This window comes from Enterobacter sp. C3_dUdeg (genome assembly GCF_057536195.1).
Genome location: NZ_BAAKFX010000007.1, coordinates 135,826 through 153,914, shown reverse-complemented (window position 1 = coordinate 153,914; position 18,089 = coordinate 135,826). Strand labels below are relative to the sequence as shown.

The window sequence follows — 18,089 nt, the reverse complement described above, 5'->3', positions numbered from 1 at the left end:
TCCCCCGTCTGCTATGCTTTTTTGTTAAGTCCATCATGATTTTTCCAGAAGTGTGAACTAACGCACTCATCTAACTCTTTTATTTCCAAGGAGTAATTATTTATGAACCAGCTAGACGGCATCAAAAAATTCACCACCGTGGTTGCAGACAGCGGCGATATCGAGTCGATTCGCCACTATCAGCCGGAGGACGCGACCACTAACCCTTCGATACTGCTCAAAGCTGCAGGGCTTGCCCATTTTAGCCATCTGATTGATGACGCCATTGCCTACGGTAAACAGCGCGGGAAAACGCAGGAGCAGCAGGTCGCCGAAGCCAGCGACAAGCTGGCGGTTAATTTTGGTGCGGAAATTCTTAAAAGCATCCCGGGCCGCGTCTCGACCGAAGTCGACGCCCGCCTCTCGTTCGATAAAGAAAAGAGCATTAATAAGGCGCGTCGCCTGGTGGAACTGTACGAGGAGCAGGGGATCGATAAATCACGCATTCTGATCAAGCTGGCGTCCACCTGGGAAGGCATCCGAGCGGCTGAGGTGTTGGAAAAAGAGGGCATCCACTGCAACCTGACCCTACTGTTCTCGTTTGCCCAGGCGCGCGCCTGCGCTGAAGCGGGCGTGTTCCTCGTCTCGCCGTTTGTCGGGCGCATCTACGACTGGTATCAGGCGAAACAGCCGATGGATCCGTACGTGGTGGATGAGGATCCGGGCGTGAAATCGGTCCGTAATATCTACGACTACTACAAACAGCACCGCTATGAAACCATCGTGATGGGGGCCAGCTTCCGCCGTACCGAGCAGATCCTCGCCCTGGCAGGCTGCGACCGTCTGACCATCTCCCCTAACCTGCTCCAGGAGCTCCAGGACAAAGAAGAAACGGTGATCCGCAAGCTGGTGCCGACCTCCACCGTTCTGCCAAAACCGAAAGCCATGACCGAAGCGGAGTTCCGCTGGGAGCACAATCAGGACGCCATGGCCGTGGAAAAACTGGCGGACGGCATCCGCCAGTTCGCCGTCGACCAGCGCAAACTTGAAGATCTTCTCGCCGCCAAACTTTAACCTTGCCACGGAGTGAACTATGTCCCGTAAAGAGCTAGCCAATGCCATTCGCGCCCTCAGCATGGATGCCGTGCAAAAAGCCAATTCCGGCCACCCCGGCGCGCCGATGGGCATGGCTGATATTGCCGAAGTGCTGTGGAACGACTTTCTGAAGCACAACCCCAATGACCCGACCTGGTACGATCGCGACCGCTTTATTCTCTCCAACGGTCACGCCTCAATGCTGCTCTACAGCCTGCTGCACCTTTCCGGCTACGATCTGCCACTTGAGGAGCTGAAAAACTTCCGCCAGCTGCACTCCAAAACGCCGGGGCACCCGGAAATTGGCTATACCCCGGGGGTGGAAACGACGACCGGACCACTCGGTCAGGGGCTGGCCAATGCGGTCGGGCTGGCGATTGCCGAACGCACGCTGGCGGCACAGTTTAACCAGCCGGACCACGAGATTGTCGACCACTACACCTACGTGTTTATGGGCGACGGCTGCCTGATGGAGGGGATTTCACATGAGGTCTGCTCCCTGGCGGGCACGCTGGGGCTCGGCAAGCTAATTGGCTTCTACGATCACAACGGCATCTCCATCGACGGGGAGACCGAAGGCTGGTTTACCGACGACACGGCAAAACGCTTCGAAGCCTACCACTGGCACGTGGTGCACGAGATCGACGGCCATGACCCTGAAGCGGTGAAAAAAGCGATTCAGGAAGCGCAGAGCGTGAAGGATAAACCGTCCCTGATTATCTGCCGCACGGTCATCGGCTTCGGCTCGCCGAACAAGGCGGGCAAAGAAGAGGCGCACGGCGCGGCGCTGGGCGAGGAGGAAGTCGCGCTGACCCGGCAGAAGCTGGGCTGGAAACATCCGCCGTTTGAGATCCCGAAAGAGATCTACAGAGCCTGGGATGCCCGTGAGACGGGTGAAAAGGCCCAGCAGGCCTGGAACGAGAAGTTTGCCGCCTACAAAAAAGCGCACCCGGATCTCGCCGCCGAGTTTTCCCGCCGCATGAGCGGTGGCCTGCCGGAGGACTGGGACGATAGAACCCAGGCGCTGATTGAAAACCTGCAGTCCAACCCGGCGAAAATCGCCACCCGCAAGGCGTCGCAAAATACCCTGAACGCAATCGGACCTCTTCTGCCCGAACTGCTCGGCGGCTCGGCGGATCTGGCGCCCAGTAACCTGACTATCTGGTCGGGCTCAAAATCGCTGAAAGAGGACATTGCCGGGAACTACATCCACTACGGCGTGCGCGAGTTTGGGATGACCGCCATTGCCAACGGCATCGCCCATCACGGCGGGTTTGTTCCGTACACCGCCACCTTCCTGATGTTCGTCGAGTACGCCCGTAACGCGGCGCGCATGGCGGCCTTAATGAAGGCGCGGCAGATTATGGTTTACACCCATGACTCCATCGGACTCGGGGAAGACGGGCCTACGCACCAGGCGGTTGAACAGCTGGCAAGCCTGCGCCTGACGCCCAACTTCAGCACCTGGCGCCCGTGCGATCAGGTCGAAGCGGCGGTAGGCTGGAAGCTGGCGGTAGAACGCCACAATGGCCCAACGGCATTAATTCTGTCACGCCAGAACCTGGCGCAGATTGAGCGAACCCCGGAGCAGGTGAAAAACATCGCCCGCGGCGGCTACATCCTGAAGGACAGCGGCGGCAAGCCGGACGTGATCCTGATTGCGACCGGCTCCGAGGTGGAAATCACGGTGAAAGCGGCGGAGAAACTGACTGCCGAAGGACACGCGGTGCGCGTGGTGTCCCTGCCCTCAACGGACATTTTCGACGCCCAGGACGAGGCGTACCGGGAATCGGTCCTGCCGTCCAGCGTCGCGGCTCGCGTGGCGGTGGAAGCCGGTATTGCCGACTACTGGTACAAGTATGTCGGGCTCAAAGGGGCGATTGTCGGCATGCGGGGCTACGGCGAGTCCGCCCCTGCCGACAAGCTGTTCCCGTACTTCGGCTTTACCGTTGAGAACGTGGTGGAGAAGGCGCTGAGCGTGATCTAGTGGGGTCTGCGTTGCCGGGTGGCGGCTACGCCTTACCCGGCCTACTAAAACCGCCAAACCGTAGGCCGGGTAAGCAACAGCGCCACCCGGCATAAAACTACCGCGTGATCCACAGCGTGGGCCAGGCATCTGGCCCGTTCCAGCTGTCGCAGCTGGGCTCCTCGGCGTAGCGCACCAGGCGGAAGCGCTGGCCGTCAAAACGCCAGCGCGTCTGGATCCCGCAATCGCCCAAACCGCGCCCCAGCGCGAGCGTTGTCAGCTCGCGCGTCTTTTCATCGAAGCTGGCGTTCATCAACTCCATTTCGCTCCCGTCGCCTGATGGCGTAAACGGCAGACGCAGCCTGACGCTGCGCGCGGTGAACGGTTTTTTACGCGATACCAGCCACGCCAGATCGACCGTGTTATAGGCCCCCGCCTCGCAGCTGACGATCAGCAGCGCTTTGTCATCGGTTAACGCGGTGACGCGCACTTCCCGACGGTTAGGATCCAGCGAGCACTGGCTTGCGTTCATCCGCCCGGTACCATAGTCCAGCAGGTCGTTCAGTTCGGCGTGGGAGAGCGGCGTCGGGGTCGGGTTGACGACCGCCACCTTTTTAAGGGCAGGAGCAGGCGGAACGCTTAACGGCGGATCGTCACCTTTCTTGATCCACGCGGTTTCACTGCCGACGCGCTTTTGCTGCGCATCAATGAACAGCAGCGCGGCCTTAAGCCCGGTCAGTGAAATAACCTGCTTACCGTCGCGCAGGGTCAGGGCCTTCCCTTCCTGGATGTTTTTCAGAAAGGCGGTGATGGTAGCCGCATCGTCCGTTTTAAGATGCCAGGGCGTGAGCTGCCAGCGCTGTTTGTCCAGCTTCAGGGGAACGTTATCCAGCAGCAGCCGGGGGGCAATCTCTGGCTCTTTTACCGAGGGCGTATCAAGGCCGCCGAGATCGATACGCAGCGTGGCGTCCGTTTTCGCCCCGGCGCTACGGGTGAGCGTCATGACCAGACCACGGTGTTCACCCGTGTTGCGTGCGAGGCAAAAATTCTGGTTATTGCAGGTTACCTGCCAGTCGGAGAAGGCTTGCTGGGCAGGTGCAGCCCGCACCTGCGGCGCGAGGAGCACACAAAACAGGTAAAACAAAAAGACGCTGTAGCGCATGAATGACACAATCCCGGAACGAAAACGCTTAACTGGGCAGTATCTTCGTGTTCCCGCCGGGGTTGCTCAATCGGATTTATCAGATATACCCGAAAAACAGGCTATATCCGTTCGAAAGTGGTGCTCATCAGCCCGGTTGTCTGTAAATACTGCAGTAATATCACCGCCTTACCATCCCTGATTTCGCCTGAACGCATCATCTCCAGCGCCCGGGCAAAAGGAAGCTCCAGCACTTCGATATCTTCATCCTCCACGCCACCGCCCCGGTGAGTGCGCTGCGCGTCGCTGTATTCCGCAATGAAGAAATGCACAATTTCCGTTACGCCGCCCGGCGACATAAACAGCTCGAAGACCTTTTTGACCTCGCCCACTTCGAAGCCGGTCTCTTCCACGGCCTCTTTGCGGATACAAACTTCCGGCTCATCATCATCGAGCAGGCCCGCGCAGGTTTCAATCAGACGTCCGTCAGGGTTGCCATTAACCCATGTCGCCACCCTGAACTGACGGATCAGCACCACGCTCTGCTTTTCACGGTTATAGAGCAGAATGGTTGCCCCGTTGCCACGGTCGTAAACCTCGCGTTTGTGGCGGATCACCTCACCGTTGTTACGCGTAAGATCATAGGTGATGTTACGCAGGACAAAGTAGTTTTCAGAGAGAATTTTGTCTTTGATAACGTCAATTTTCAAGGTCATACGGGCTCCACAACACAATGAGTCGTCTTATACTACGCCGTGAATCCCGCTTTGTCGCCCGCCGGTTTAATGATGATTTGGCGCGTTAACCCCAAGCCAGTCGAGTATCCCCTGCGCCGCATGACGCCCTTCCGCCATTGCGGTCACCACCAGATCCGCGCCGCGTACCGCATCGCCCCCGGCGAAGATCTGTGGGTTAGTCGTCTGGTAACGGTAGCGGCTCTCGACGGAGGCAACGATCCGCCCCCGGTCGTCCGTTTCGACACCCTGCGCCTGCAGCCACGGCATCGCGTGCGGGTTAAAACCAAACGCCATGATGACCGCATCAGCCGCCATCACGAACTCACTGCCCGCTACCGGAACCGGTCGACGCCGTCCCTGCGCGTCCGGTTCACCGAGCTCGGTACGCAGCATCCGGATACCGCTGACCTTACCGTTCGGATCCAGCGTCAGCTCAACCGGCTGGACGTTAAATTCAAACGCCGCGCCCTCTTCTCGGGCGTTCTTCACCTCTTTCTTCGAGCCAGGCATATTGGCCTCATCCCGACGATAGGCGCAGGTCACCTTCGCCGCGCCGTGGCGTAACGCGGTGCGGACGCAGTCCATCGCGGTATCGCCCCCGCCAAGCACCACCACGTTTAAGCCCTGGGTATCAATAAACGGTTCGCTGGCCGTCGACTCCAGCCCCATAACATGGCGCGTGTTACCTACAAGGAAAGGCAGCGCGTCATAGACCCCAGGCGCGTCTTCATGCGGGATACCCGCCTTCATCGAGCGATAGGTTCCCACGCCAATAAACAGGGCGTCGTACTCGTGCTTTAACTGCGACATCGACACGTCCTGGCCCACCTCGCAGTTCAGCTCGAAGCGGATCCCCATCGCGGTAAATATCTCTCTGCGCCGCGCGAGCAGCGATTTGTCCAGCTTGAATGCCGGGATGCCAAAGGTCAGCAATCCGCCAATTTCCGGATGCCGGTCATAGACCGTCACACTCGCGCCGCTGCGCGCCAGCACGTCGGCGCACGCCAGCCCGGCGGGCCCCGCGCCGACGATCGCGACACGTTTACCTGTCGGCGTGACGGCGGACATATCTGGCCGCCAGCCCATCGCCAGCGCCCGATCGGAGATATAGCGCTCAATGTTACCGATGGTCACGGATCCCGCCTCTTCACGTATTGTGCAGGCACCCTCGCATAATCGGTCCTGCGGACAGACGCGGCCGGTAATTTCAGGTAAACAGTTGGTCTGATGTGAAAGCTCGACCGCGCCGGCGATATCCCCCGCGTTGAGGCGCTCGATCCACTGCGGGATGTGGTTATGCAGCGGGCAGGTCCATTCGCAAATGCTGTGCTCTCCGCATTTCAGGCAGCGCGACGCCTCGCGGGCGGCCTGCTCGTCCCGGAACGGCAGGTAAATTTCGTTAAAATGGCCCACGCGTTCTGCGGCAGCCAGCTTGTCGGGCTCGCCGCGTGGCGGGGTTGTTTGCATCTGATGCAGTTTGGTGCGCGAAGCGTCCTCTCTGACGGCTTCCGCATGCCAGGGCTGCGCTTCCAGGCAGGCCGTGCGCTGGCGGCGCGATTTCGCCAGAGTATCAAGGACAGCAGGCGTCGCCAGTGAGAGGACATCTGCCGGGCAATTTTCGATACAGGCCGGGCCGTGTAGCCGCGTCAGACAGAGATCGCATTTATTCGCCGAGGCCTTCACGCCGCCGCTGTCGAGCGGGGTGACGATAATCTCCATCGTGCCAAACGGGCAGGCCACCACGCAGGCCTTACAGCCGATGCATTTTTGTTGATTCACCTGTACGCTGTCATCGCATTTGCTGATGGCGCCGTTCGGACAGCTTTGCGCGCAGGGCGCGTTTTCACAGTGATGACAGGTGACGGGGCTACTCTTCTCGCCGGCTCGCAGGACCGTAATGCGGGGATGAAAATGGCGCTCGCTCAGGACGTGCTGCTCATCGTTGTGCGCCATCACGCAGGCCACTTCGCAGGCGCGACACCCGATGCACTGCTGGCTGTTAGCCATAATAAAACGATTCATAACCACACCTGTTTTTGGTTCAATAACCTTATTCTTTGTATGAATATGGTATTTACGCATCACGGCGCGATCGGGCAATGTTCAAATGCCCGGAATGCCGAATTATTTACAGTGAACCTGTAGCAGATCAATTTTATTCAGAGAGCCGTTCTGTGACCGTTAAACGACCCGTTTCCGGAAGCCTTGCCTGGGCTTTCTTTTCGATAATTGCCTTATCCGTGCTGACCAGCACCGTCGCGCTGCTGACGCTAGCCAGCAGCCAGCGTGACGCCGAAGCCATTAATATCGCGGGTTCGCTGCGCATGCAGAGCTATCGTCTGGGCTACGAGATGCAGCGCAACAGCCCTGCCCTTGCCGCGCATCGCGACAGCTGGCAACGGACGCTGAGCGCGCCTGCCCTGCAGAAGCTGAACCGCTGGTACGTCCCGGACAATGTTAAAGCGCGCTACCAGCAGCTGCACGTGGCCTGGCTGGAGATGGATGCGCGCATCGCCCGCGGCGACAGCGCGTGGTATCAAACCCACATTGAGGATTTTGTCGGCCGTATTGATGCCTTTGTGCTCGCCCTTCAGCACTACACCGAACATAAAATCCAGACGGTGACCCTGCTCTCGCTGGCGGGCGCTCTCGGGATCCTGCTCCTGACGCTGTTTACCCTGCGACGCATCCGTCGCCAGGTGGTGTTGCCGCTTAACAATCTGGTGGCGGCCAGCGAACGGGTTGAGCGTGGCGAATTTACAACCCCGGCGCCGGATACCGCCCTGCCGAACGAGCTGGGCCAACTCTCCCGCGCCTTCAACCACATGTCCGCCGAGCTGGCTACGCTTTACCGTTCGCTCGAAGCCTCGGTCGCGGAAAAGACTCGGCATCTGCATGAAGCCCACCAGCAGCTCGACATGCTGTTCAAATGCTCTCAGGCGCTGAATACCGGCCAGATAGACAGCCACTGCTTTCGGCATATCCTGCAGATTGTCCATGACTATACGCAAATGAATTATCTCGAACTGCGCACCAGCGACGACTGGCGGCTGTCTGAAGGGACGGAGTCACATGGCATTCCTTTGCAGCACCTGCCGGTACTGATGCAGGACACCCTTTACGGCGAGCTGCGCTGGCAAAGCGAGACGGACAGCGTTCCCCTTCCGCTGATGAGAAGCGTGGCGACCATGCTCGGGCGCGGGCTGTACTTTAACCAGGCGCAAAAACATTACCAGCAGCTGCTGCTGATGGAAGAGCGCGCCACCATTGCCCGCGAGCTGCACGATTCGCTGGCGCAGGTGCTGTCGTATCTGCGCATTCAGCTTGCGCTACTCAAACGCGCCGTGCCCGAGGAAAATACCCGGGCGCAGACCATCATCACCGACTTCTCCCGCGAGCTGAACAATGCCTGGCAGCAGCTTCGCGAGCTGCTCACCACCTTCCGCCTGACGCTCAACCACGCAAACTTACCCGCGGCGCTGCAGGAGTCCCTCGACGTCCTTCAGAGCCAGACGCAGGCGAAGCTGCATTTAGACTGCCGCCTCTCCTCGCTGGCGCTGGACGCGCAAAAGCAGGTGCATTTGCTGCAGATCGTGCGTGAGGCCGTGCTGAACGCCATTAAGCACGCTCAGGCCAGCGAGATCACCGTCAGCTGCGTGACCGCCGTGGACGGTACGCACAGCGTCAGGATTCGTGATAACGGCATCGGGATTGGCGAAGCCAGCGAGCCGCCGGGACACTACGGCCTGAACATTATGCGCGAACGCGTGCAGCGGCTCGGCGGGATGCTGCACTTCTCGCAGCCGCAAAACGGCGGCACGCTGGTCAGCGTGACGTTCCCGGCGCCCGCGCCGTTAACGGGTAAATAACGGTAAAGGAGGACGCGCAGGAAAAAGCGCATGATAATTTACATTATCTCCTTTATTTCTCCACGTTTGGCCTGAGCCTTACCGCTAAAGTTATGCGGGCAATAAACAATAATGACGTGCAGCAAAACGAGGTCACTCTTTCATGGCGAATTTTTTCATCGATCGCCCCATTTTTGCCTGGGTGCTTGCCATCCTGTTGTGTCTGACAGGTGTCCTGGCGATTACTTCACTTCCTGTTGAGCAATACCCCGATCTGGCACCGCCTAACGTGCGCGTAACGGCAAACTACCCCGGCGCTTCCGCACAAACGCTGGAAAACACCGTGACGCAGGTTATCGAGCAGAACATGACGGGTCTGGATAACCTGATGTACATGTCCTCACAAAGTAGCGCCACGGGCCAGGCGACGGTTACCCTGAGCTTTAAGGCGGGCACGGACCCGGACGAAGCGGTGCAGCAGGTGCAAAACCAGCTGCAGTCGGCCATGCGCAAGCTGCCCCAGGCGGTGCAGAATCAGGGCGTGACCGTGCGTAAAACCGGTGATACCAACATTTTAACCATCGCGTTTGTCTCGACAGATGGCTCGATGGATAAACAGGACATTGCGGACTACGTCGCCAGTAATATTCAGGATCCCATCAGCCGTATCAACGGCGTCGGGGATATCGACGCCTACGGCTCACAGTACTCCATGCGCATCTGGCTCGATCCCAACAAGCTAAACAGCGTCCAGATGACGGCAACCGACGTGACGAATGCCATCAAGGCCCAGAACGCCCAGATTGCGGTGGGGCAGCTGGGGGGAACGCCGTCCGTCGATAAGCAGGCCCTGAACGCCACCATCAATTCGCAATCCCTGCTGCAGACGCCGGACCAGTTCCGCAACATCACCCTGCGCGTGAATCAGGATGGGTCGGAAGTGCGTCTGGGCGATGTCGCCACGGTGGAAATGGGGGCGGAAAAATATGACTACCTGAGCCGCTTTAACGGCAATCAGGCCTCCGGTCTGGGGATAAAGCTTGCGTCCGGCGCAAACGAAATGGCCACGGCAAAACTGGTGTTAGACCGTCTGGACGAACTTTCACAGTATTTCCCGCACGGGCTGGAGTACAAAGTCGCCTATGAAACCACCTCCTTCGTTAAAGCGTCGATCGAGGACGTGGTGAAGACCCTGCTGGAAGCCATCGCGCTGGTATTCCTGGTGATGTACCTGTTCCTGCAAAACTTCCGCGCGACGCTGATCCCAACCATTGCCGTCCCCGTGGTGCTGCTGGGGACCTTTGCGGTGCTTTACGCGTTCGGGTACAGCATTAACACCCTGACGATGTTTGCGATGGTGCTGGCGATTGGCCTTCTGGTGGATGATGCCATCGTGGTGGTTGAAAACGTCGAACGCATCATGAGCGAAGAAGGACTCTCCCCGCGCCAGGCGACGCGCAAATCCATGGGGCAAATTCAGGGGGCGCTGGTCGGTATCGCGATGGTGCTGTCGGCCGTCTTTATCCCGATGGCCTTCTTTGGCGGCACCACCGGGGCGATTTACCGTCAGTTCTCAATAACCATCGTCTCGGCGATGGTGCTCTCCGTGCTGGTGGCGCTGATCCTCACCCCTGCGCTGTGCGCCACCATTCTGAAACCGCTGCACAAAGGGGAGCAGCACGGGCAAAAAGGGTTCTTCGGTTGGTTTAACCGGATGTTCAACCGCAATGCCGCGCGGTATGAATCTGCCGTCGGTGGCGTGCTCCATCGCAGCCTGCGCTGGATGATGATTTACGTTATGCTGCTGGGCGGCATGGTCTGGCTGTTTATGCATCTCCCCACCTCGTTCCTGCCGATGGAAGACCGGGGCATGTTCACCACCTCGGTGCAGCTCCCGAGCGGCGCAACGCAGCAGCAGACGCTGAAAGTGGTCCAGAAAGTGGAGCAGTACTTCTTCACCAAAGAGAAAGATAACGTTGTGTCGGTCTTCTCCACCGTGGGCTCTGGCCCGGGCGGAAACGGGCAGAACGTCGCCCGCATGTTCGTCCGCCTGAAGGACTGGGACGAGCGCGATACCAAAACCGGAACGTCATTTGCCATTATTGAACGTGCGACCAAAGCCTTTGCGCATATTAAAGAGGCGCGCGTCTTCGCCAGCAGCCCGCCGGCGATAAGCGGTCTGGGCAGTTCCGCCGGGTTTGATATGGAACTGCAGGATCACGCCGGCGCGGGCCACACGGCGCTGATGGCGGCACGCGATAAGCTGTTAGCGCTGGCGGGCAACGATCCTGGCCTGACCCGCGTTCGCCATAACGGTCTTGACGACAGCCCGCAGCTCCAGGTGGATATCGATCAGCGTAAGGCGCAGGCGCTGGGCGTGTCGATCAACGATATCAACGATACCCTGCAGACGGCGTGGGGCTCGAGCTATGTGAATGACTTTATGGATCGCGGCCGCGTGAAAAAAGTGTATGTCCAGTCCGCCGCGCCGTTCCGCATGCTGCCGGATGATATAAACCGCTGGTTTGTCAGGAATAACGCTGGCGGCATGGTGCCGTTCTCCGCGTTTGCCACCTCGCACTGGGAGAGCGGTTCGCCGCGTCTGGAGCGCTATAACGGCTATTCTGCGGTTGAAATCGTCGGGGAAGCCGCGCCGGGCGTCAGTACCGGTACCGCTATGGATACCATGGAAAAACTGGTTCAACAGCTGCCCGCCGGTTTTGGTCTGGAGTGGACGGCCATGTCCTACCAGGAGCGTCTCTCCGGGGCACAGGCTCCCGCACTTTACGCGCTCTCTCTGCTGGTGGTCTTCCTCTGCCTAGCCGCACTGTATGAAAGCTGGTCGGTACCGTTCTCGGTCATGCTGGTCGTGCCGCTTGGCGTCATCGGTGCGCTGCTGGCGACCTGGATGAGCGGCCTCGAGAACGATGTTTACTTCCAGGTGGGTCTGCTCACCGTGATTGGGCTATCGGCGAAAAACGCCATTCTGATCGTTGAATTTGCCAACGAGATGAATGCCAAAGGCCACGAGCTGATGGCCGCCACGCTGCACGCCTGCCGTCAGCGCTTACGCCCGATCCTGATGACGTCGCTGGCGTTTGTCTTTGGCGTACTGCCGATGGCAACCAGTACGGGCGCAGGCTCCAGCAGCCAGCATGCCGTCGGGACGGGAGTGATGGGCGGCATGATTTCGGCAACCATCCTGGCCATTTACTTCGTGCCGTTGTTCTTTGTGCTGGTCCGTCGTCGCTTCCCGCTAAAGGAACGCGCTGAGTAAGTGATTGAAATAAAAAAAGGCGGCTTTATCGGCCGCCTTTTTATTGTGTGATTAATTCACACTATGGTTATTTTACTTATTTTAGTGCTCTTGCAATTCTTACTGAATGTCATTTACGAAGCATGCCTTCGATAAAATCTTTCCAGTTCCCCAGTTCACGTTCAATCATAACAACCTCTCTTATTATTATGCGCATTCTACAAAAACGGACCATCATTGTGAAGACTATTTAACCAATTGCTGTGATTGTACCCCACGTCCTGCGGGGATTTATGATAAATATGAACGGAGAGGCCTCAATTTTTTGTGACGGCTGGCAATATTTTGAAATAACCCTCCGAACGGGTGAGTTTTATTTTACCCGCTGAGTTTATTCGAAATTTAAACTTTATGGACATCTATGCTTAAAGGGTGAAAGAATATTCAGCGTACAGATGTGAGTTGAATTAAGAAGACGCGTAAATCCAGACGATTCCTGAATGTGTTATATTCCACTTAAGGATACATCTTCGAATTTACTGAACGTTTAATCATCATTAGGTCAAAAGGATTCACCATGGTTGTGATGTACGGCATTAAAAATTGCGACACCATCAAAAAAGCCCGCCGCTGGCTGGAAGCAAACGGCGTGGAGTATCGCTTCCACGATTACCGTGCCGACGGGCTTGATGCAGAATTTCTGCATAGCGCGATCGGCGAGCTGGGGTGGGAAGCCCTGCTGAACACCCGCGGCACCACCTGGCGTAAGCTGGACGAATCTCTGCGCGCCAGCATCAACAACGCCGACAGCGCGGCAAAACTGATGCTCGACATGCCGGCAATTATCAAACGCCCATTGCTCTGCGCGCCAGGGCAGCCTATGCTGCTGGGTTTCAGTGAAACCCTTTATTCCGACTTTTTTCGTTGAGGTGTAGTTTATGTCATGCCCGGTCATTGAGCTGACTCAGCAGCTTATTCGCCGTCCTTCCCTTAGCCCGGACGACGCAGGTTGTCAGGCACTTATGATTGAGCGCCTGCGTGCCATCGGTTTTACCGTTGAACGCATGGATTTTGGCGATACTCAGAACTTCTGGGCGTGGCGCGGACAGGGCGAAACGCTGGCCTTTGCCGGGCATACTGACGTCGTTCCCGCCGGTGACGCGGATCGCTGGATTAACCCGCCGTTTGAGCCGACCATCCGCGACGGCATGCTGTTTGGTCGCGGCGCGGCAGACATGAAAGGCTCCCTGGCGGCGATGGTCGTGGCGGCAGAGCGCTTTGTGGCTCAGCATCCAAACCACAAAAACCGTCTGGCGTTTTTAATCACCTCCGACGAAGAAGCCAGCGCCCATAACGGCACCGTGAAGGTTGTTGAAGCACTGATGGCGCGTAACGAGCGTCTCGACTACTGCCTGGTCGGTGAGCCGTCCAGTACCGAAGTGGTGGGTGATGTTGTCAAAAATGGGCGCCGCGGCTCGCTGACCTGTAACCTGACCATTCACGGCGTTCAGGGGCACGTTGCATACCCGCATCTGGCCGATAACCCGGTCCATCGCGCTGCGCCGATGCTGAGCGAGCTGGTGGGCATCGAGTGGGATAAAGGCAACGAATTCTTCCCGCCAACCAGCATGCAGATCGCGAACGTCAAGGCCGGGACCGGCAGCAACAACGTGATCCCGGGTGATTACTTCGTCCAGTTTAACTTCCGCTTCAGCACCGAACTGACCGATGAGATGATCAAGGCGCGCGTTATCGCGCTGCTGGAAAAATATCACCTGCGCTACACCGTGGAGTGGTGGCTTTCCGGCCAGCCGTTCCTGACGCAGCGCGGTAAGCTGGTGGATGCGGTGGTGAACGCCATCGAGCACTATAATGAAATTAAGCCACAGCTGCTGACAACGGGTGGCACCTCAGACGGGCGCTTTATCGCCCGTATGGGTGCCCAGGTTGTCGAACTGGGTCCAGTGAACGCAACCATTCATAAAATCAATGAGTGTGTCAATGCGGCAGATTTGCAACTGCTGGCCCGTATGTATCAACGAATTATGGAGCAACTCGTCGCCTGACGAACGCTCTGAGAGGAATAGCGAATGGATTGGCTTTCAAAGTACTGGTGGATTCTGGTGTTAGTTTTTCTGGTCGGCGTACTGCTGAACGTGATTAAAGATCTTAAGCGCGTTGACCATAAAAAATTTCTCGCCAACAAACCGGATCTTCCCCCGCACCGTGATTTTAACGACAAGTGGGACGATGACGACGACTGGCCGAAGAAGGACCAGAAGAAGTAATCCCCTCACCCCCAGCCCCTCTCCCCAGAGGGGCGAGGGGAGCCATGTTCCCTCCCCCTTAGAGGTGAGGGGAAATAATCACATAAACTCTACAATATCATCGTTATCCGGCTTACCGCCGCTGAGCGCTTCATCAAAGTAGTGCTTCGGTACGGTATAGCGCAAACGATCGAGCGCGAACTGCATGCTACGGTCGTCAATCGCGTGGCCCAGATCGTCAACAATATCCAGCGTCGCGTCCCCACCTTCGCGAATCAGCGCTTCCTGAGCGGCAACCGCATGCGATAGCTCAATCACCCGGTCTTCACCACCGTGGATCAGGTGGATCGTGGTCTGCGTGGTCGCGCTTGTCGGTAACGTCGCAAAACGGCCGTTAAACGCAATGACGCGTGACGTCAGACCCGGCTGCGCTTTTACGCTTTCCAGCGACATGATTGACCCCTGCGAGAAGCCAATCAGCGCGGTCGCGTCAGCACCTACGCCGCTCTGCTGCTGCCAGTAGCGGACGATGTCGATAAAGGTCGGCATGATGGCGTCGATGCGAGCCTGACGATTCTCTTCCGTCACGCTCTGAACAGAGAACCACTGGCGCCCGTTCGGACCACATGGCTCTACGCCACCGATGCTGACAATCAATGCCTCCGGAAAAACGGGCGCAAACCAGCTGCCAATCTGACCCATATTGACGGCATTATCGCCAACGCCATGAAACAGAAGCAGTAACTGTTTAGCCGGTTTGTCAGGGCTTTGAACAACAAAATGGTCGTGTTTCATGGTGGTCTCCTTAATAGATGACCTGGATTCTACGCCTCCCGACGTGAATGACCATGCCACTTTACTGAAGAAGTCATTGAAAAAATTGCCATTGCAAAATGTCTTCTTTCAACTGCTGGCTACGGAGATAATCAAGACTTTCAATCGCTTGCGCGGTTTCATTTCGCAACGTTGCCAGCAACGCTTTTCGCCCGACGCCTTCCGTTTTTCCGTCCATTTTCCCGCGCAGGGCCGGAAGCGGCATGTCCACGGTTAACAACAGCCGCGTCAGTGCGGCAACCGAGGTTGAAAACGCCCGATGAGCAAAAGCAAACCCCGCCAGCTCCAGCCAGTCGTCATTATTAAGGGTAGCTTCCCAGCCGTCTTCCACGGGGATCTTTTCACCGTTCCAGGCCGATAGCACCCGCGCATCGCGCTTCAGACGCCGCTGCGCCTGCTCGCACAGCTGACGCCCGGCCTCGCTCTGGGGCAGCAACGCCATGGCGGTGTAGCAGCCGCTGCTGGCTTCACGATGGCTGCCCATCCGCACCAGCACAAACCCACATTGCTGCCAGAAATGCCACAGCCCATCGGTATAGCCAAAGCTCACCGACAGATAGTCTTCGCCGCTGGCGCCGCGAACAAGCGCCTGGCCAATCCCTTCCCGCTGACGGTGAGGATGTACGGCAATGCGGGTGACCCGTCGTCCTCTGAGCGTCGCCGCCAGCGGAGAGCCGCCGTGCGCCGCCAGAGACTGCGCCACCAGGTTACCGCGCGGACGCCGATATCCTGCCCATACGGCGCGGCTAAGCTCAGGGGAGAGCCCGCCCTCCTCCACCAGCCAGAGCGCCCCGGCGATAACCGGATTCGTTTCGGCAACGGCAAACTGCTGCCCGGGCGCGTCCATCATGCGGCGTAAATCGAGCGGCGAGGTGCGATAATGCGCCGCGCAGAGGAGCTCGTATACGCTCGCTGCAAGCGCCGGGCGGCTTTCCCATGCCGTCGGCGTCAGGGACGTTAAACGCACCTCCCCTTCCGGGCGTAGGTCAATCAGCGTATCGTCAAACAGCAGCGCGCTGGCAACAACCCGCTCAAGCGGGCAGCCCGCAGCCCAGCGTACCGGTGTAGATAAGCTGTAGCGCTGCAGCCCGGCAAACCGACCGCAGAATTTAAGCAAGAATCCCCGGCCCGTCCCCTCATATCCCTGCACCGTGGTGGTCAACAGCACGCGAGGGAAACGGGCAACTAGCTTTTCAAGCAGAGGTCCGGGGATCGCAGCGGCTTCATCGACAATCAGCCAGTCAGCCCGGTGTGAAGAGGCAAGCAGCGCGTCCGGGGCCATAAAATGAAAACGCTCTCCGGCAAAGCGGGCGATGATATCCGTCGCCCCCTTCGACGGCGCGGTAACCACGGCGCTGCCCGCAATGCGGTTCAGCAGCATGCCCGCCAGGGCTGATTTTCCGCGCCCGCGCGCGGCGGTGACGGCCACGATGCCACCCGACATCCCCTGCAGCACATCCAGGATCTCAGCCTGCTCGCGCTGCGGGGCGCCGCTGGCAGGCTGCCAGTCTGGCGCGTCGGGTAAAGGCGGAAGGGATAACCCGCGGCCCTGAAGCCAGACAATCGCGTCGGGATCGGCGGCAATCGTCCGGCAGAAATGGTGGACAAAATGCGGCGTGGCTATCGCTTCGGCGCTGTCGCTCCAGCGCAGTGAATCGCTGTCAGGCAACCCGGGCCACGCATCGAGCGGCGGAACCCGCAGCACCAGAAGGCTTCCGGCGCTCAGCGTTCCGCTCAGGGCGGCAAATGCGGCGACATCAAACCCGGCGCTGGCGTCAAAAACGGCGTGCCGGTACTCGCGTCCCAGCAGGCCGCCGATGGCTTTTGAAGGGTGTTCGTCAAGCCTTACCCAGTCTCCGGGCAAGGCGTCACGCAGGGTCAGCGCCTGGGTTAACGTCCACTGCGCCTCACCGCTGAGCACCACCAGCCGACGATGGCCGGTGCGCTCAAGCTCTCTTATCAGCTGTTCAAACTCCAGCATTACATCGTTTTGCCGAAGGTATTACACTGCGCCGGATCGCCGCTGTCGAAGCCGCGTTTGAACCAGCTATAGCGCTGCTGTGAGGTACCGTGAGTGAAGCTGTCCGGCACGACGCGTCCCTGGCTCTGCTGCTGAAGACGGTCGTCACCAATAGCCTGAGCGGCATTTAACGCCTCTTCAAGATCGCCGGATTCCAGCACGCCCTGCTGCTGCATACTGTGGCCCCAGACGCCCGCGAAGCAGTCCGCCTGCAGCTCCATTTTAACGGAAAGGCGGTTCACGTCAGCCTGAGACGCATTTTGCTGGAGCTGGCGCACTTTGGGCTCAATTCCCAGCAGTTTTTGCACGTGATGGCCGACTTCATGCGCAATCACGTAGCCCTGGGCAAAATCACCGTCAGCGCCAAGCTTGCGTTTCATGTCATCGTAAAAAGAGAGATCGATATAGACGGTGCCGTCTGCCGGGCAGTAGAACGGCCCCATCACAGATTGCCCGGTACCGCATCCGGTGCGGGTTGCCCCCCGGTACATCACCAGCTTCGGCTGCTGGTAGGTACGCCCCATCTTCTCAAACAGCTGACCCCAGGTGTCTTCTGTTGTGGCGAGAATAACGGAGGTAAATTTGGCCGCTTCATCTTCATTCGGGCTGATGGAGCGCTGAGAATGCTCCTGCTGCTGCAGCGGCTGACCGGTCATCAACCCGGTGAGGTCAACGCCGTAATATCCCGCAACCAGCACGACAATCAGCAGGATTATCCCGCCCTTGCCGCTGGGTAACCGGAAGCCTGGTCCTCCCATTGAAGGACCGCCGCCGCCATCACTGCGTCTGTCTTCTACATTGTCACTTTCACGACGCCCTTGCCAGCGCATAACCACCTCGAACTATTCCATTTATAATAGCTATGATCGTAGGCGGTTAACGGCAAGATTACCATAGGAAACAAAGGTAAGACGCCAAAGGATGGGAACATCCTTTGGCAAGTGAG

Annotated in this window: 14 protein-coding genes; 7 read left to right on the top strand and 7 right to left on the bottom strand. The window is 58.4% G+C overall.

The window, feature by feature from the left end; genetic code table 11:
- Nucleotides 1-102 precede the first annotated feature (102 nt).
- Nucleotides 103-1,053 (top strand): transaldolase, encoded by a 951-nt coding sequence (gene tal, locus AC27FC_RS16505; protein ID WP_196354947.1) that lies wholly within the window; start codon nt 103-105, stop codon nt 1,051-1,053.
- 19 nt (nt 1,054-1,072) lie between these two features.
- On the top strand, nt 1,073-3,061 hold the full coding sequence (tkt, locus tag AC27FC_RS16500) for a transketolase (protein WP_143346627.1): 1,989 nt from the start codon (nt 1,073-1,075) through the stop codon (nt 3,059-3,061).
- A gap of 97 nt (nt 3,062-3,158) precedes the next feature.
- Here the strand turns inward: tkt and AC27FC_RS16495 are convergent, their stop codons facing one another.
- From AC27FC_RS16495 to aegA, 3 genes are all read right to left on the bottom strand, one after another.
- Entirely contained in the window at nt 3,159-4,202 is a 1,044-nt protein-coding gene (locus tag AC27FC_RS16495) for a DUF1176 domain-containing protein (RefSeq protein WP_094934572.1), read from the bottom strand.
- A 101-nt stretch (nt 4,203-4,303) separates the two neighbouring features.
- Complete coding sequence (gene nudK, locus AC27FC_RS16490; RefSeq protein WP_094934573.1) at nt 4,304-4,897, bottom strand: GDP-mannose pyrophosphatase NudK; 594 nt, start codon at nt 4,895-4,897, stop codon at nt 4,304-4,306.
- A 66-nt stretch (nt 4,898-4,963) separates the two neighbouring features.
- A complete protein-coding gene (gene aegA, locus AC27FC_RS16485; RefSeq protein ID WP_196354948.1) occupies nt 4,964-6,940 on the bottom strand; it encodes a formate-dependent uric acid utilization protein AegA in 1,977 nt (658 codons plus the stop codon).
- Nucleotides 6,941-7,092: 152 nt separating this feature from the next.
- Between aegA and narQ the strand changes: the two genes are divergently transcribed.
- Nucleotides 7,093-8,787 carry a nitrate/nitrite two-component system sensor histidine kinase NarQ gene (gene narQ, locus AC27FC_RS16480; protein ID WP_487160245.1) on the top strand — a complete coding sequence of 565 codons (1,695 nt, stop codon included), beginning with the start codon at nt 7,093-7,095 and terminating at the stop codon, nt 8,785-8,787.
- Nucleotides 8,788-8,929: 142 nt separating this feature from the next.
- Entirely contained in the window at nt 8,930-12,043 is a 3,114-nt protein-coding gene (gene acrD / locus AC27FC_RS16475; protein WP_196354950.1) for a multidrug efflux RND transporter permease AcrD, read from the top strand.
- Nucleotides 12,044-12,152: 109 nt separating this feature from the next.
- On the opposite strand, the gene ypfM is transcribed toward acrD, so the two are convergent.
- Nucleotides 12,153-12,212: a protein YpfM gene (gene ypfM / locus AC27FC_RS16470; RefSeq protein WP_015572204.1), complete on the bottom strand. Its 60-nt coding sequence runs from the start codon at nt 12,210-12,212 to the stop codon at nt 12,153-12,155.
- Between the two features lie 387 nt (nt 12,213-12,599).
- On the opposite strand from ypfM, the gene AC27FC_RS16465 reads away from it, so the two are divergent.
- The 3 genes from AC27FC_RS16465 to AC27FC_RS16455 are packed head-to-tail and all read left to right on the top strand — an operon-like array spanning nt 12,600 to nt 14,310.
- Nucleotides 12,600-12,950 carry an ArsC family reductase gene (locus tag AC27FC_RS16465; RefSeq protein WP_033146164.1) on the top strand — a complete coding sequence of 117 codons (351 nt, stop codon included), beginning with the start codon at nt 12,600-12,602 and terminating at the stop codon, nt 12,948-12,950.
- A 10-nt stretch (nt 12,951-12,960) separates the two neighbouring features.
- Entirely contained in the window at nt 12,961-14,088 is a 1,128-nt protein-coding gene (gene dapE / locus AC27FC_RS16460; protein ID WP_039263709.1) for a succinyl-diaminopimelate desuccinylase, read from the top strand.
- Between the two features lie 24 nt (nt 14,089-14,112).
- Entirely contained in the window at nt 14,113-14,310 is a 198-nt protein-coding gene (locus AC27FC_RS16455; protein ID WP_014171111.1) for a YpfN family protein, read from the top strand.
- 78 nt (nt 14,311-14,388) lie between these two features.
- On the opposite strand, the gene ypfH is transcribed toward AC27FC_RS16455, so the two are convergent.
- From ypfH to ypfJ, 3 genes are all read right to left on the bottom strand, one after another.
- Nucleotides 14,389-15,084 (bottom strand): esterase, encoded by a 696-nt coding sequence (gene ypfH, locus AC27FC_RS16450; protein ID WP_196354951.1) that lies wholly within the window; start codon nt 15,082-15,084, stop codon nt 14,389-14,391.
- Nucleotides 15,085-15,157: 73 nt separating this feature from the next.
- Entirely contained in the window at nt 15,158-17,104 is a 1,947-nt protein-coding gene (locus AC27FC_RS16445; RefSeq protein ID WP_196354952.1) for a tRNA(Met) cytidine acetyltransferase TmcA, read from the bottom strand.
- Nucleotides 17,104-17,973, bottom strand: coding sequence for a KPN_02809 family neutral zinc metallopeptidase (gene ypfJ / locus AC27FC_RS16440; protein ID WP_196354953.1), 870 nt, complete (start codon nt 17,971-17,973; stop codon nt 17,104-17,106). The genes AC27FC_RS16445 and ypfJ overlap by 1 nt, the downstream gene beginning before the upstream one ends.
- Nucleotides 17,974-18,089: the final 116 nt, after the last annotated feature.

What these genes read in the sequence shown, in the direction of transcription:
- tal (WP_196354947.1), top strand. Translation starts at nt 103, where the DNA reads ATGAACCAGCTAGACGGCATCAAAAAATTCACCACCGTGGTTGCAGAC.
- tkt (WP_143346627.1), top strand. Translation starts at nt 1,073, where the DNA reads ATGTCCCGTAAAGAGCTAGCCAATGCCATTCGCGCCCTCAGCATGGAT.
- AC27FC_RS16495 (WP_094934572.1), bottom strand. Translation starts at nt 4,202, where the DNA reads ATGCGCTACAGCGTCTTTTTGTTTTACCTGTTTTGTGTGCTCCTCGCG.
- nudK (WP_094934573.1), bottom strand. Translation starts at nt 4,897, where the DNA reads ATGACCTTGAAAATTGACGTTATCAAAGACAAAATTCTCTCTGAAAAC.
- aegA (WP_196354948.1), bottom strand. Translation starts at nt 6,940, where the DNA reads ATGAATCGTTTTATTATGGCTAACAGCCAGCAGTGCATCGGGTGTCGC.
- acrD (WP_196354950.1), top strand. Translation starts at nt 8,930, where the DNA reads ATGGCGAATTTTTTCATCGATCGCCCCATTTTTGCCTGGGTGCTTGCC.
- AC27FC_RS16465 (WP_033146164.1), top strand. Translation starts at nt 12,600, where the DNA reads ATGGTTGTGATGTACGGCATTAAAAATTGCGACACCATCAAAAAAGCC.
- dapE (WP_039263709.1), top strand. Translation starts at nt 12,961, where the DNA reads ATGTCATGCCCGGTCATTGAGCTGACTCAGCAGCTTATTCGCCGTCCT.
- AC27FC_RS16455 (WP_014171111.1), top strand. Translation starts at nt 14,113, where the DNA reads ATGGATTGGCTTTCAAAGTACTGGTGGATTCTGGTGTTAGTTTTTCTG.
- ypfH (WP_196354951.1), bottom strand. Translation starts at nt 15,084, where the DNA reads ATGAAACACGACCATTTTGTTGTTCAAAGCCCTGACAAACCGGCTAAA.
- AC27FC_RS16445 (WP_196354952.1), bottom strand. Translation starts at nt 17,104, where the DNA reads ATGCTGGAGTTTGAACAGCTGATAAGAGAGCTTGAGCGCACCGGCCAT.
- ypfJ (WP_196354953.1), bottom strand. Translation starts at nt 17,973, where the DNA reads ATGCGCTGGCAAGGGCGTCGTGAAAGTGACAATGTAGAAGACAGACGC.